Genomic DNA, 12,897 nt, shown 5'->3' on the forward strand with positions numbered 1-12,897 from the left:
TTGTCTCGTACCTGGGCACCCTCCATCCGTGACATGCTGCAGCCCGTGCCGACCGCCTGAAGCTCCCCGCGCCGTCCCACCCGGGAAAGCGCGAACGCCGCCGCCGTCTACCCTGGCCGTTCCACCACGAACCGATGCGTCCAACGACTCACTGGCATGCGTTACCGGATCGCTCCGCGCCGTGGCCGGCACGGTTCCGCGGGCGCGGGCCGCAGGCGCCTGACCCGCCCGCGGCGCAGGCGCGGCGCCGCCCTGCCCGCTTCGGCCAGACCATCCGGGCCGGCTTCGCGGCACTGCTCGTCGGCGCGTGCCTGCCGCCGGCCCTGCATGCCCAGTCGGCCACCTTCAATGGCACCGTGGCCCTCAGCTCGCAGCTGGTGGACCGGGGTCAGGCGATCACCCGCCAGACACCCCTATGGCAGGGCGCTGCCTCGTGGACTTTTCCGGCCGGCTGGTCGCTGGGCCTGTCGGGCAGCGCCGAGGTGCGCTCGCCAGGTCGCCTGGTGGCGGCCCTCGCCCAGGCGTCCCGCCACTGGTCGCTTGCCGGCGACTGGCAGATGCAGGCCAACCTGCTCTACTACCGCTATGCCGGCACGTCCCGCTCCAGGGCCTTCGACCGCGCCGAAGCGGGACTCGGCTGGACCTATCGGGACGTGCTGACCTTCGGCCTGTCGGCCATCCATGTCATCGGCAGCGAGGGGCGGCACCGGCTGCGCGGCGCCGCGGACATCAGTTTCCACTGGCCGTTGGCGCACCATGTCTCCCTGTCCGCCGGAGCGGGTGCCGCGCAATTCCCGATTGCACCCTACGACGCCTACGGCTACGGTCACGCGAGCCGACGGGAGTACGATCATGCCGGTGCCTATGAACGTGTCGGCACGGGCATCCGGACTTATGGCCACGTGGGGTTGTCGTGGAGCGACGGACCCTGGCGGATCGAGCTCGACCGCATCCTGGCCGACCCCGAGACGCGCTGGCAATGGGACGCCATGGACGCCTCGCCCTGGGTCGCCACCGTCTCGCGGTCCTTCTGATCCGGAGGCAACCTTTTTGCACTGCTGCGGTACTTACCTCGCGACCGGGTCCGGTCCTGCGTACTTCCTCCAGGCCATGAACGACGACGATACCGACTCCGACGTCACCGACCGCATGCTGCTGCAACGCATGTCGGCGGGTGACCGCGTCGCGCTGGGGATCCTGTACCACAGCTACCACGGCAGGCTGTGCCGCTTCCTGACCCGCCTGACGCGGCGCGCCGACGTCATCGAGGAAGTCATCAACGACTGTTTCTGGATCGCCTGGCAGAAAGCCGGCAGCTTCCACGGGGATTCGCGCGTCTCCACCTGGCTGATGGGCATTGCCTATCGCTGCGGACTGAAGGCGCTGCGCCAGCACGGCGACGAACCCGTCGAAGATGACCCCCGGCATGAAGAACGCACCCCGGCGCACGACCTCGACGAGGATCGCGAGCTGCGCGACTGGCTGAGCAAGGGGCTGGAACGCCTGTCGGCGGACCAGCGCGTCGTGATCGAGCTGGTCTACGGCGTGGGGCATACCCTGGACGACGTCGCCGTCATCATGCAGTGCCCGGTGGGTACGGTGAAGGCGCGCCTGTTCCACGCGCGGGTCAAGCTGCGCAACGTGCTGCCGGGCCTGGCGGGCGACTCCGCCAGACACACGGAGAGCGCACCATGACGTTCCCGATGGATTCGGGCAAGGACTGCGTCCGCGCCTGGGAAATGATGCCGTGGGTGCTGCAGGACAGCGCCACGCGGGAACAGGGCGCCTGGCTGGAAGACCACCTGGCGCAATGCGAAGCGTGCCGTGCGGAGTTCGCTCAGCAAAGCCGCCTGCGACTCGCCCTGTCGCTGCCGGCGGAGGTTCCGGTCGACGTCGAGGCCGGACTGGGGCGCCTGCTGGCCCGCCTCGACACGCCCGAGCCGCAGGAAGCCCGCCCGCGTTCGCGGGCGGGAAACTGGCTGAGCCGGGCACTGGTCGCCGCGGTGCTGGTGCAGGCGCTCGGCATCGGCATCCTGGGCGTGAAGCTGTGGTCGGCGGGCGACAACCCCGCGTATCGCACGCTCAGCCAGGAACCCCGGGAGATCTTGCCGGCGGCGACCCCGGGGGCGATCCGCGTCGTGCCCGATGCGTGCATGACGCTGGCCGACTGGAACGCGCTGCTGCATGCCCTGCGGCTGCAGGTGGTGGGCGGTCCCAACGACGTCGGCGCCTACATGGTCGCCCCGGTGAGCCCTGCCTCGACCGCGCAACACGCGCTGCAGCAGTTGCGCACCACGCGAGGCATCCTGCTGGCGGAGCCCGTCGCCGCCACGCCATGAAGCACGGCACCCTCCTCCTGGTCGTGATGGCGGCTGCCCTGGGCGCATGTGCGCGCACGCGCCCGATGGCAACCCCGGACAACCGCGCCGGCGGCGGCCGCATGGCGGTCGCCAGCGCGTCCGCGATGGACAGCCGGCGCGACATCATCCTGGCCGTCGCCAATCCGCTGGAGCCGCCGCCGCTGCATGCCGGCTCCAGCCTGCTCGGCTATGCCCCTTCCAGGTACTACGGCGCCGGCCAGCAGGCGGCATCCACCCTGGCCGCGTTGAAGAAAAACTACCGGTTCAGCGAGGTCGCCGGCTGGCCGATCAAGACCCTCGGCCTGTACTGTATCGTGCTGCAGCCGCCGCCCGGCGCGAGCCGCGACAGCCTGCTCAAGGTGCTCGCCGGGGACCGCCGGGTGCGGCTCGCGCAGCCGCTGCATGACTACGCCGTCTATGCAAAGGGACCCGGCGGCGGACACCGGTACAACGATCCCTACGTCAGCCTGCAGCGCGGTTTCGTCGAAACCGATGCCGCCCGCGCGCACGACTTCAGCCAGGGCAGCGGGGTGCGCATCGCGATCGTCGACACCGGCGTCGACCTGGTGCATCCCGATCTGCAGGGGCGCATCCACGATGCGCACAACATGGTCGACGACGACGCGGCAGCGTTCAACCGCGACAGCCACGGCACGGAAGTCGCCGGCGTCATCGCCGCGGTGGGCGACAACCATCAGGGCATCGTGGGGATGGCGCCCAAGGCCACGCTCAGCGTCTACAAGGCCTGCTGGTATCCGCCCGCGCCGCATGCCGGCGCACGCTGCAACTCCTTCACGCTGGCCAAGGCGCTGGCGGCGATCCTCGACACCGACGCGCGCATCGTCAACCTGAGCCTGGGCGGCCCCGCGGACCCGCTGCTCAGCCTGCTGCTGGTGCAGATCCTGGAACAGGGCCGCATCGTGGTCGCCGCGATCCCGCCGGAGGGAAACGTCGACGGATTCCCCGACGCCACGCCGGGGGTCATCCTCGTGCGCGTGAGCGGCCCGTCGACGGCGCCGCCCGGCGTGCTTAGCGCCCCTGGAAACGACATCCTGACCACCCAGCCCGGGGGCAGCTACGACTTCACTTCCGGGCCGTCCATGGCCGCGCCGCACGTGAGCGGGATCGCCGCCTTGCTGCTGTCCCTCGTGCCCGGACTGGAGACGCGCACGGTCCATGATCTCCTGCTACGCAGCAGCAAGGTTTCCGGCGGGGTCCTCCAGGTGAACGCCGCGTCGGCCGTGGCGGATCTGCGCAGCATGCGGGAAGCCACCCGCTGATCCGGCGTCGCAACACCGTGCGGCCGTTCGCCAGTCGATTTTTTACAGCGCATTCACCCGACTGATCGCAATGTAGCCGGGCGCCCATGAGCGGGGCCGCGGTCAGGAGCATTCCATGTCGTCGAAGGGGCACACCGGCCTGAGCCGGGGGTTCGTCGAGCAGCAACGCCTGCGCCTGCTGGCGTTGCGCAAGCAGCTGCTGGGCGGCGAGGAGGCCGACCTGGCCGGCAAGCGGGCATTCCGGCTGCAGCACGGCGACGAGGCCGAGGAAGAAGAGGACGACGCACAGGATCTGTCGCAGCGCGAAGTCGACCAGGCCCTGCACGACGTGGACGATCACCGCGTGGCGAACATCGAGCGCGCCTTGCAGAAGATCGACGAGGGCAGTTACGGCCTGTCCGACCTCAGCGGCAAGCCGATCCCGAAGGCCCGGCTGGAGACCACGCCCGAAGCCGTGCTCACCGTGCAAGAAGAGCGCGATCGCGAAGCCCGCGGATGACCCATCCATCGACAACGCCCGAAACGAGCCCGCCATGAGCCTGCTTGCCGCCGGCACCGCCGCCCCGGAATTCACCCTGCACGCCACTCCCGACCAGAGCGTGGCGCTGAAGGAATTCCGCGGCCGCAACGTGATCCTGGCGTTTTACCCCGCTGACTGGAGCCCGGTGTGCAGCGACCAGCTGGCTCTCTACAACGAGTTGCTCGACGAGTTCGCCCGCCTCAACGCGCAATTGCTGGCGATCTCGGTCGACGGCGTGTGGAGCCACGCCGCGCTGGCGCGCGAGCGCAAGTACCACTTCCCGCTGCTGTCCGACTTCGAGCCCAAGGGCCGGGTGGCCCGCGCGTACGGCGTGTACGACGAGCAGCACGGCCTGGCGCAGCGCGCGCTGTTCGTGATCGACGGCGAGGGCGTGATCCGCTGGAGCTACCTGTCGCCGATGGGCGTGAACCCCGGCGCCGCCGGCATCGTCAAGGCGCTCGAGGCGCTGCCCTCGAACAACATCCAGAAGACGCTGCCCGCCGACGGCGCGCAGGAGGCCCCGTGATGCTGCACGAGGATGCGATCCTGGCCGTGCCGGTCTCCGCACACGACCACGTCCAGGGCAACGCCCACGCGGTGGTGACCCTGCTGGAGTACGGCGATTTCCAGTGCCCCGCCTGCGGCAGCGCCTACCCGCTGGTGAAGCAGATCCAGCACCGCTACGCCGGCAACCTGCGGTTCGTGTTCCGCCACTTCCCGCTGGCTCAGGCCCACCCGTACGCCCAACTGGCGGCCGAGCTGGCCGAGGCCGCGGCGGTCGAGGGCCGGTTCTGGGCCATGCACGACTGGCTGTACGAGAACCAGGCGGCCTGGGCCCCGCGTGGCGCCGCCGGCCTGGAGGCCGGTGTGCGCGCGCTGGACCTGGACGAGGCCACGATCGCCGCCACGCTGCGCGACCCCGACATCGACGCCCGCATCCGCCGCGACTTCATGGGCGGCGTGCACAGCGGCGTCAACGGCACGCCCAGCTTCTACGTCAACGGCTACCTGTACCAGGGCGACTTCGATTCGCTGGTACACGCCATCGGCCGGGTGATCGCGCGGCAGCAGTGACAGCATGCGGCCGGCACCCGAAACGCCAACCACCACGAACGAGAAGACCATGCCCTCCATCGAACCATTGCCGGGAAATCTCCAGGCGCTGCTGCCGCAACTCGAAGCGCTGTACACCGACATCCACGCCCATCCCGAACTGTCGATGCAGGAGACCCGCACCGCCAAGCTGGCGGCCGACCACCTGCGCGCGGCCGGCTACGAAGTGACTACCGGCGTCGGCAAGACCGGCGTGGTCGGCCTGCTGCGCAACGGCGAGGGGCCGACCGTGATGCTGCGCGCCGACATGGACGCGCTGCCGGTCGAGGAAGCCACCGGCGCGCCGTACGCCAGCAAGGTCACCGCGACCGACCACGGGGGCAACACGGTGCCGGTGATGCACGCCTGCGGCCACGACATGCACGTCACCTGGCTGGTCGGCGCCGCGACACTGCTGGCGCAGACCCGCGACAGCTGGCGAGGCACGCTGATGGCGGTGTTCCAGCCGGCGGAAGAGACGGCCCAAGGCGCCCAGGCGATGATCGACGACGGGCTGTTCAAGCGCTTCCCCAAACCCGACGTGGTGCTGGGGCAGCATGTCATGGTGGGCCCGGCCGGCGCCGTCGGCGGGCGCAAGGGGGTGATCACCTCGGCCGCCGACAGCCTGCAGATCCGTCTGTTCGGGCGCGGTGCGCACGGCTCGATGCCGCAGGCCAGCATCGATCCGGTGGTGATGGCGGCGGCGACGGTGCTGCGGCTGCAGACCATCGTCGCCCGCGAGCTGGCGCCGACCGAGGCGGCGGTACTCACGATCGGCTCGCTGCAGGCCGGCACCAAGGAAAACGTGATTCCCGACGAGGCCGTCATCAAGCTCAACGTGCGCACCTTCGACGAGGGCGTGCGCGCGCGTGTGCTCGCCGCGATCACCCGCATCGTCAACGCCGAGGCGGCCGCCTCGGGCGCGCCGAAGCCGCCGGAGATCACGCCGCTGGACCGCTACTCGCTGGTGAGCAACGACGAGGCGGCGACTACGACCGTGGTCGAGGCCTTCCGCCGGCACTTCCCAGCCGAGCGCATCCGGCAGACCGGGCCGACCTCGGCCAGCGAGGACTTCGGCTCTTTCGGCGCCGAATGGGGCGTGCCGTCGGTATTCTGGTTCGTCGGCGGCACCGATCCCGGCACCTACGCCAAGGCCAAGGCGGCGAACCGGCTCAACGAGATCCCCACCAACCACAATCCGCGCTTCCTGCCGGTACTGCACCCCACGCTGGAGACCGGCGTGGAGACGCTGATGGTGGCCGCGCGGGCGTGGCTGGCGGCGGCGCCCTGAACCCATGGAACAGCCGGTCGAAGCCACCCGGGCCGTGCTGCACGTGCTGCCGCTGGTGCTGGACCTCGGCGGCACCTTCGTGTTCGCCATCAGCGGCGCGGTGGTGGCGGTCAGGCATCGGCTCGACGTGTTCGGCGTGCTGGTGCTGGCGTTCGCGGCAGGCAACGCGGGCGGTATCACGCGCGACCTGCTGATCGGCGCGGTGCCGCCGGCGGCGATCGCCGACCTGACGTACGCCGGCATGTCCGCGCTGGCCGGGTTGCTCACCTTCTTCTGGTATCCGGTGACGAACCGGTTGCGCCGCGACGTGCTGTGGCTGGATGCCGTGGGGCTGGCTTTCTTCGCGGTGGCCGGCGCCCAGAAGGCGCTGCTGCACGGCATCGACCCGGTGATGGCGGCCCTGCTCGGCATGCTCACCGGCATCGGCGGCGGCATGCTGCGCGACGTGCTGGTGTCCGGCATCCCCAGCGTGCTGCGCACCGACCTATATGCGCTGGCGGCGCTGGCCGGCGCCAGCGTGGTGGTCAGTGCCCATCTGCTGCACCTGTCGCCGATGGCGGCCGCGCTGGCTGGCGGCGGCGTGTGCTTCGCGCTGCGTTTCATGGCCATCCGCCACGGCTGGCACCTGCCCACGGCACGGCCGGCAGAGGCCGAAGCAGCGGACGCGCCGCAGCGCGGACGCCACGACGAGGAGAACTGACATGGGAGCCTGCGTCTTGCTGTGCGGCGGCATGTTCGATGGCGTGGCCGACCATTTGAGCGGCCCGGTCGAGATCCTCGTGGAAGACGATCGCATTGCCCAGATCGGACCCACGGTGCGCCACCCGCCCGATGTGCAGACGATCGACCTGTCCGGGCACACGGTGAGCCCCGGCTTCATCGACTGCCACGTCCACCTGACCATGGATGCCGCCGACCTGGCGCGGCAGACGCTGGCCTCGTCCGCAACCAAGGCGCTGAAGGGGCTGAGCATCGCCCGCGAGTACATGCGCTACGGCTTCACCACCCTGCGCGACATGGGCTGCGTCGATCCGGACTTCCCCACCGTGGACCTGCGCAACGCGCTCGCCGCCGGCCTCGTCGAGGGGCCGCGGCTGGTCGTCGCCGCGCACATCATCAGCTCGTCAGCCGGGCACGGCGACCTGCGCGGATTCTACGGACCGCGCTGGGACATCCCCGTCTCCGCCATCGCCGACGATGCGGGCGCGATCAAAGCGCTGGTGCGCCGCGAGCACGCCTTTGGCAGCGACTGGATCAAGACCACCAACACCGGCGGCTACTTCAGCCCTGGCGACGACCCGGCCCGCGTGACCTGGTTCGACGACGAGATGAACCTGCTGGCCGCCACCGCGCGGCAGCTGGGCATGCCGGTGGCGGTGCACACCGGCGCCGCCGATGGTTGCCGGCAGGCCATCCGCGCCGGCGCCCGCAGCCTGGAACACGCCTACCTGATCGATGCCGAGGCACTGGCGATGGCGGAGCGGGCCGGTGCCTGGCTGGTGCCGACGATGCAGATGACCCAGGAAGACCTGCACGCCCTGCACGAGCACACCCTGCCGTGCCAGGCGATCTGGAAATTCAGCCGCGACAGCGGCTCGATCGTCGAATCGCAGCGGCTGATCGCACAGAGCCGGGTGAAGATCGCCTACGGCACCGACTGCGGCATGTTCCCCTTCAGCCACGGCATCCTCGAATTCCAGGCGATGGTGGCGGCGGGCCTTACGCCGCTGCGCGCGCTGAAGGCCGCCACCAGCGTCGCGGCGGAACTGCTCGGGCAGGACGACATCGGCGTACTCGCGGCCGGCAAGCACGCCGACATCGTGGCCATGCCGGGCGACCCGCTGGCCGACATCGGCGTCACCGCCAGGGTGGATTTCGTGATGAAGAGCGGCCGTATCTACCGCAGTCCGCAACGCACCCCGGCAACAAGTCTTTAAACCCGGGAGAACGAACATGACCCAACGTGTCTTGATAACTGCCGGCGCGAGCGGCATCGGCAAGGAGATCGCCAAGGCGTTCGTGGCGAACGGTGCCATGGTCTGCGTCTGCGACATCAATGCGCAGGCGCTGGAAACGGCGGCATAGGACATCGCCGGTCTGGTGACCCTCGTCTGCGACGTGTCGAAGCGGTCGGACGTTGAACGCATGGTCGGCGCCGCCGCCGAAGCGCTGGGCGGACTCGACGTGCTGGTGAACAACGCCGGCATCGCCGGTCCTACTGCACCGGTCGAGACGGCGGATCCCGACCAGTGGGAGGCGGTCATGGCCGTCGACGTCATCGGCACCTTCCACGTCACGCGCCTGGCCATCCCGCACCTGAAGAAATCGGCGGCCGGCAGCATCGTGGTGATGTCGTCGCTCGGCGGGCGCTACGGCTACCCGAATCGCAGCGCCTACTGCGTCGCGAAGATGGGATTGATCGGCTTCGCCAAGACGCTGTCGCGCGAACTGGGCCCGTACAACATCCGCTGCAACGCGATCGCGCCGGGCGCCGTCGGCGGTGAGCGCATGGAGCGCGTTCTGCAGGGCCGCGCCGACGCGGACCACAAGACGCTGGAAGAAGAGCGGGCGGCCATGATGGGCGTCCAGTCCCTCAAGCGTTTCGTCGACCCGAAGGACATCGCCAGCCTGATCGTGTTCCTGGTATCGGACGCGGGCAAGTCGATTTCCGGACAGGTCATTCCGATCGACAACGACGCCCAGACCTCGGCTTACTGACAGCGCTGACCACACCGGACCGGGAGAGACACTGATGGCAAGGACATTGCGCGAACAACTGGTGGGCGCTTGGAAACTGGTTTCCTACATCGAGAAACCCGTCGATGGCTCCGAGCCGTTCTATCCGATGGGTGAGGAACCGCGGGGCATCATCATGTACACGCCCGACGGCTACATGTCGGCGCAACTCATGCGCCCCGGTCGGCCTGCGTTCGCCTCCGGTGACTGGTTCCGCGGCACCGACGAGGAGATCAGGGAGGAAGCGTCAGGCTATATCGCCTACTCCGGCCCGTTCCACACGAACGAAGAGGCGCAAACCCTGACGCATTCGATGTTCGTGTCGCTGTTCCCGAACTGGATCGGCCAGACGCAACCGCGGGTCGTTCGGATCGAAGGTGACCAGCTCTTCCTGAGCACGGCGAGTCCGATTTCGTCAGGCGGAAAGATCGTCAACTCGCACCTCGCCTGGCGGCGCATGAGCGCGGTGGAATTGGCGCCGAAGTAGTCAGCCGGAAGGTTCGCTTAAACACACCGATTGTGCGTTCCGACTTTTTCTGCATGCAGGATGATTCTCATGAAACGTCTCAAACTCGATTTTGACGGCCGTGCCGTGCTTATCACAGGCGCTGCGACGGGCATCGGCCGGGCCACCGCGCTGGCTTTTGCGGCGGCGGGTGCGGCGGTCCTGATTGGCGACGTGGATGCGCGGGCAGAGCACACCGTTCGCGACATCATCGCCGGTGGCGGCAAGGCCGTATTCCAGAAAACGGACGTGTCCGACAGCGCGCAGGTCGAGGCCCTGGTGGCGCGGGCGGTAGCGGAGTTCGGCTCGCTCGACATGGCGTTCAACAATGCCGGCCTGCTGCCGCCCACTGCACCGCTTGCCGAGCAGACCGAAGCGGACTGGGCACGCATCATGAGCGTCGATGTCACCGGCGTGTTCCTGTGCCTGAAGCACGAACTTGCCCAGATGAACAAGGCCGGTCGCGGCGTGATCGTGAACACAGCTTCCGTGGCAGGACTTCGCGCTGATCCGGGCATGGCTCCGTACGTCGCCGCGAAGCATGCGGTGGTGGGGCTGACCAAGGCCGCTGCTATCGATTACGCCACCGCGGGTATCCGGATCAACGCGATTGCGCCCGGCCTGGTGCGCACGCCCATGACCGAGCGCTGGCTCAACGATCCGGAGATGCGGGAAAAGGTCCTCGCGGACTCGCCGATCCGGCGCGCAGCCGAACCCGACGACATCGCAGGCCTCGTGCTGTTCCTGGCATCCGACCTGGCCAGCGTCATAACCGGTGCCGTCTACCCCATCGACGGCGCGCGCACGGCCCACTGATCTAGGAAATTTTGCGGCAGGTGTGACCAGACCGCGCGCGTTTAGCCGAACTGCACGGACAGCATCGATATCGAACCGCCGTCCATACCCTCGACCGGGAACGTCAATGCTTCGCTTTCGTGGCAGGCGCCGAGCACATACAGCAGCGGCAGGTAGTGCTCGGGCGTCGGCACCGACAGCTCCGCGTCCTCACCCAGCGACTCGTAGTTCACCAGCGGTTCGTGGTCGCCCCGCAACATCAGCTCGCGCGCTCGCGTCTCGAAGCGCAGCGCCCAGTCGAAGGGCTCCGCCGGGTGCCGGCCCCAGGCGTAGGTATGCAGGTTGTGCACGATGTCGCCGCTGCCGAGCAGCAGGATGCCCTCGTCGCGCAACGGCCGCAGCCGCCGGCCCAGCCCGTAGTGGAACGCCGGCGGCTGCGACTCGTCGATGGAGAGCTGCACCACCGGCACGTCGGCGGCGGGAAACACGTGGCGCAATACCGACCAGGTGCCGTGGTCCAGCCCCCACGAGAGATCCGCGCGCACGTCCAGCGGCTGCAGCAGTTCGCGCACGCGGCGCACCAGGCCCGGGTCGCCAGGCGCAGGATATTGCACCTCGAACAACGCGCGCGGGAAGCCGCCGAAATCGTGGATCGTGCGCGGCGCCGCCATCGCAGTGACCGCGGTGACCGGCAGGTACCAGTGCGCCGATACCGACAGCACCGCACGCGGCCGCGGCAGGCGCCGGCCGAGCGCCGCCCAGGCCCGGCTCCAGTCGTTGTCGTGCAGCGCGTTCATCGGGTTGCCGTGCCCGAGGAAGACCGTCGGCATACGTGCATTCATGGCATCTCCTGCATGCATTCCCGTGCGCATACTCGCGAGCATACGCATCCACGCTGTGATGACATTCGACGCGTTAGCTTGACGTGAGCGCCGGTGTCGACGAACGGACATCCATTCCTCAGACCTGCCCTGCCGGAACCCGCACGCCGGTCCGTCGCACCCCGGCACCAGCGCTCGGCAACGCGCACATCACCTTGCGGGGGCGGACACGGCCCAGGCGGAGACAAACATGAAAGTCGCACTGATCGGCGTCAGCGGACTCGTCGGCTCGCGCCTGCTGGCGGAACTGCTCCGGCGCGGGCACGAGGTCACCGGCATCGCCCGCGACACCCGCGGCGTGGCCGCACGGCCGCATTTGCTGCTGAAGAACGGCGATGCCACCCGGCCGGCGCAACTGGCGCCGCTGCTGGCCGGCCATGACGCGACCATCAGCGCCACGAAATTCGCCACGTCCGATGCGGCGGCGCTGATCGCCGCCATGAAGCAGGCCGGCGTGCCCCGGCTGCTGGTAGTCGGCGGCGCCGGCAGCCTGGAGATGGCGCCGGGCCAGGCGCTGATCGACACCCCCGGCTTCCCGGCGGCCTACAAGCCGGAGGCGGAGGCCGGGCGCCACTTCCTCGACACGCTGCGCAAGGAGCCGCATCTCGACTGGACCTTCCTGTCGCCCTCGGCCGAGTTCGTGCCCGGCGATCGCACCGGCAGGTTCCGCCTCGGCGGCGACATGCTGCTCACCGACGCGAACGGCCACAGCTGGATCTCGATGGAGGACTTCGCGATCGCCATGGTCGACGAACTGGAGGCATCGAAGCATTCCCGGCAGCGCTTCACCGTCGGCTACTGACATCCCATCCCGTACCGGACCCGTCCCTCGGCAAGCCCACCACCCCAAGGATCCCGCCATGAAGAAGAAACCCGCCGCCGACAAGGCCACCCTGCTGCGCAGGCAGCGCGCGCCGCTGACCACGCCCACCGATCTCGATGCGCGCGCCACCCGCGACGTGTCCGGCGCGATGAACGCGATCCTCGCCGACGTGTTCGCGCTGTACCTGAAGACCAAGAACTTCCACTGGCACATGAGCGGCCCGAACTTCCGCGACTACCACCTGATGCTCGACGAGCAGGGCGACCAGCTGTTCGCGATGACCGACCCGATCGCCGAGCGCGTCCGCAAGATCGGCGGCACCACGCTGCGCTCGATCGGGCACGTCGCTCGGCTGCAGCGGGTCGCCAACAACGACGCCGAGTACGTCGAGCCGGAGGACATGCTGGCCGAGCTGCGCGAGGACAACCAGGCGCTGGCCGCGCGCCTGCGCGAAGCCCATGAAGTCTGCGACGAGCGCCATGACGTCGCCACCGCCAGCCTGATCGAGAACTGGATCGACGAGACCGAGCGGCGCACCTGGTTCCTGTTCGAGACCGCCCGTCGCGGCGATTCGACCGGCCACTGAAAGGCCCCTCCGCACTTCCGCGGCAACA

Annotated in this window: 15 protein-coding genes and 1 pseudogene; 15 read left to right on the plus strand and 1 reads right to left on the minus strand. The window is 69.1% G+C overall.

The genetic code is table 11. The features are described 5' to 3' along the window. Nucleotides 1-134 precede the first annotated feature (134 nt). The 13 genes and pseudogenes from RHOFW104R8_RS09110 to RHOFW104R8_RS09170 all read left to right on the plus strand — a co-directional run bounded on the left by RHOFW104R8_RS09110 (nucleotide 135) and on the right by RHOFW104R8_RS09170 (nucleotide 10,600). Nucleotides 135-1,034 carry a hypothetical protein gene (locus tag RHOFW104R8_RS09110; protein WP_235604376.1) on the plus strand — a complete coding sequence of 300 codons (900 nt, stop codon included), beginning with the start codon at nucleotides 135-137 and terminating at the stop codon, nucleotides 1,032-1,034. A 76-nt stretch (nucleotides 1,035-1,110) separates the two neighbouring features. Continuing rightward, nucleotides 1,111-1,695, plus strand: coding sequence for an RNA polymerase sigma factor (locus RHOFW104R8_RS09115; protein ID WP_068093898.1), 585 nt, complete (start codon nucleotides 1,111-1,113; stop codon nucleotides 1,693-1,695). Next, entirely contained in the window at nucleotides 1,692-2,339 is a 648-nt protein-coding gene (locus RHOFW104R8_RS09120; RefSeq protein WP_068093894.1) for a hypothetical protein, read from the plus strand. Before RHOFW104R8_RS09115 ends, RHOFW104R8_RS09120 begins: the two co-directional genes overlap by 4 nt. Continuing rightward, nucleotides 2,336-3,640, plus strand: coding sequence for a S8 family serine peptidase (locus tag RHOFW104R8_RS09125; protein ID WP_068093892.1), 1,305 nt, complete (start codon nucleotides 2,336-2,338; stop codon nucleotides 3,638-3,640). The genes RHOFW104R8_RS09120 and RHOFW104R8_RS09125 overlap by 4 nt, the downstream gene beginning before the upstream one ends. Before the next feature lie 115 nt (nucleotides 3,641-3,755). After that, complete coding sequence (locus tag RHOFW104R8_RS09130; protein WP_068093888.1) at nucleotides 3,756-4,139, plus strand: conjugal transfer protein TraR; 384 nt, start codon at nucleotides 3,756-3,758, stop codon at nucleotides 4,137-4,139. Nucleotides 4,140-4,173: 34 nt separating this feature from the next. Beyond that, nucleotides 4,174-4,686 (plus strand): redoxin domain-containing protein, encoded by a 513-nt coding sequence (locus RHOFW104R8_RS09135; protein ID WP_068093885.1) that lies wholly within the window; start codon nucleotides 4,174-4,176, stop codon nucleotides 4,684-4,686. Continuing rightward, nucleotides 4,686-5,234 carry a DsbA family protein gene (locus RHOFW104R8_RS09140; protein WP_068093883.1) on the plus strand — a complete coding sequence of 183 codons (549 nt, stop codon included), beginning with the start codon at nucleotides 4,686-4,688 and terminating at the stop codon, nucleotides 5,232-5,234. The genes RHOFW104R8_RS09135 and RHOFW104R8_RS09140 overlap by 1 nt, the downstream gene beginning before the upstream one ends. Nucleotides 5,235-5,283: 49 nt before the next feature. Further along, on the plus strand, nucleotides 5,284-6,543 hold the full coding sequence (locus RHOFW104R8_RS09145; RefSeq protein WP_068094039.1) for a M20 family metallopeptidase: 1,260 nt from the start codon (nucleotides 5,284-5,286) through the stop codon (nucleotides 6,541-6,543). A gap of 37 nt (nucleotides 6,544-6,580) precedes the next feature. After that, on the plus strand, nucleotides 6,581-7,243 hold the full coding sequence (locus tag RHOFW104R8_RS09150) for a trimeric intracellular cation channel family protein (RefSeq protein ID WP_407071437.1): 663 nt from the start codon (nucleotides 6,581-6,583) through the stop codon (nucleotides 7,241-7,243). 1 nt (nucleotide 7,244) lies between these two features. Continuing rightward, nucleotides 7,245-8,480: an amidohydrolase family protein gene (locus RHOFW104R8_RS09155; RefSeq protein ID WP_068093879.1), complete on the plus strand. Its 1,236-nt coding sequence runs from the start codon at nucleotides 7,245-7,247 to the stop codon at nucleotides 8,478-8,480. A gap of 16 nt (nucleotides 8,481-8,496) precedes the next feature. Next, nucleotides 8,497-9,261, plus strand: a pseudogene (locus RHOFW104R8_RS09160) (SDR family oxidoreductase). Between the two features lie 34 nt (nucleotides 9,262-9,295). Further along, nucleotides 9,296-9,766, plus strand: coding sequence for a lipocalin-like domain-containing protein (locus RHOFW104R8_RS09165; protein WP_068093876.1), 471 nt, complete (start codon nucleotides 9,296-9,298; stop codon nucleotides 9,764-9,766). Nucleotides 9,767-9,835: 69 nt separating this feature from the next. Next, a complete protein-coding gene (locus RHOFW104R8_RS09170; protein ID WP_153021690.1) occupies nucleotides 9,836-10,600 on the plus strand; it encodes an SDR family NAD(P)-dependent oxidoreductase in 765 nt (254 codons plus the stop codon). 41 nt (nucleotides 10,601-10,641) lie between these two features. Here the strand turns inward: RHOFW104R8_RS09170 and ygiD are convergent, their stop codons facing one another. After that, entirely contained in the window at nucleotides 10,642-11,421 is a 780-nt protein-coding gene (ygiD, locus tag RHOFW104R8_RS09175; RefSeq protein ID WP_068093866.1) for a 4,5-DOPA dioxygenase extradiol, read from the minus strand. Nucleotides 11,422-11,650: 229 nt separating this feature from the next. Between ygiD and RHOFW104R8_RS09180 the strand changes: the two genes are divergently transcribed. Further along, on the plus strand, nucleotides 11,651-12,262 hold the full coding sequence (locus RHOFW104R8_RS09180) for an NAD(P)-dependent oxidoreductase (protein ID WP_068093863.1): 612 nt from the start codon (nucleotides 11,651-11,653) through the stop codon (nucleotides 12,260-12,262). Nucleotides 12,263-12,320: 58 nt separating this feature from the next. Next, nucleotides 12,321-12,869 (plus strand): Dps family protein, encoded by a 549-nt coding sequence (locus RHOFW104R8_RS09185; protein WP_068093862.1) that lies wholly within the window; start codon nucleotides 12,321-12,323, stop codon nucleotides 12,867-12,869. Nucleotides 12,870-12,897: the final 28 nt, after the last annotated feature.

It is taken from the genome of Rhodanobacter sp. FW104-R8 (genome assembly GCF_001617365.1).
Classification (GTDB): Bacteria; Pseudomonadota; Gammaproteobacteria; order Xanthomonadales; family Rhodanobacteraceae; genus Rhodanobacter.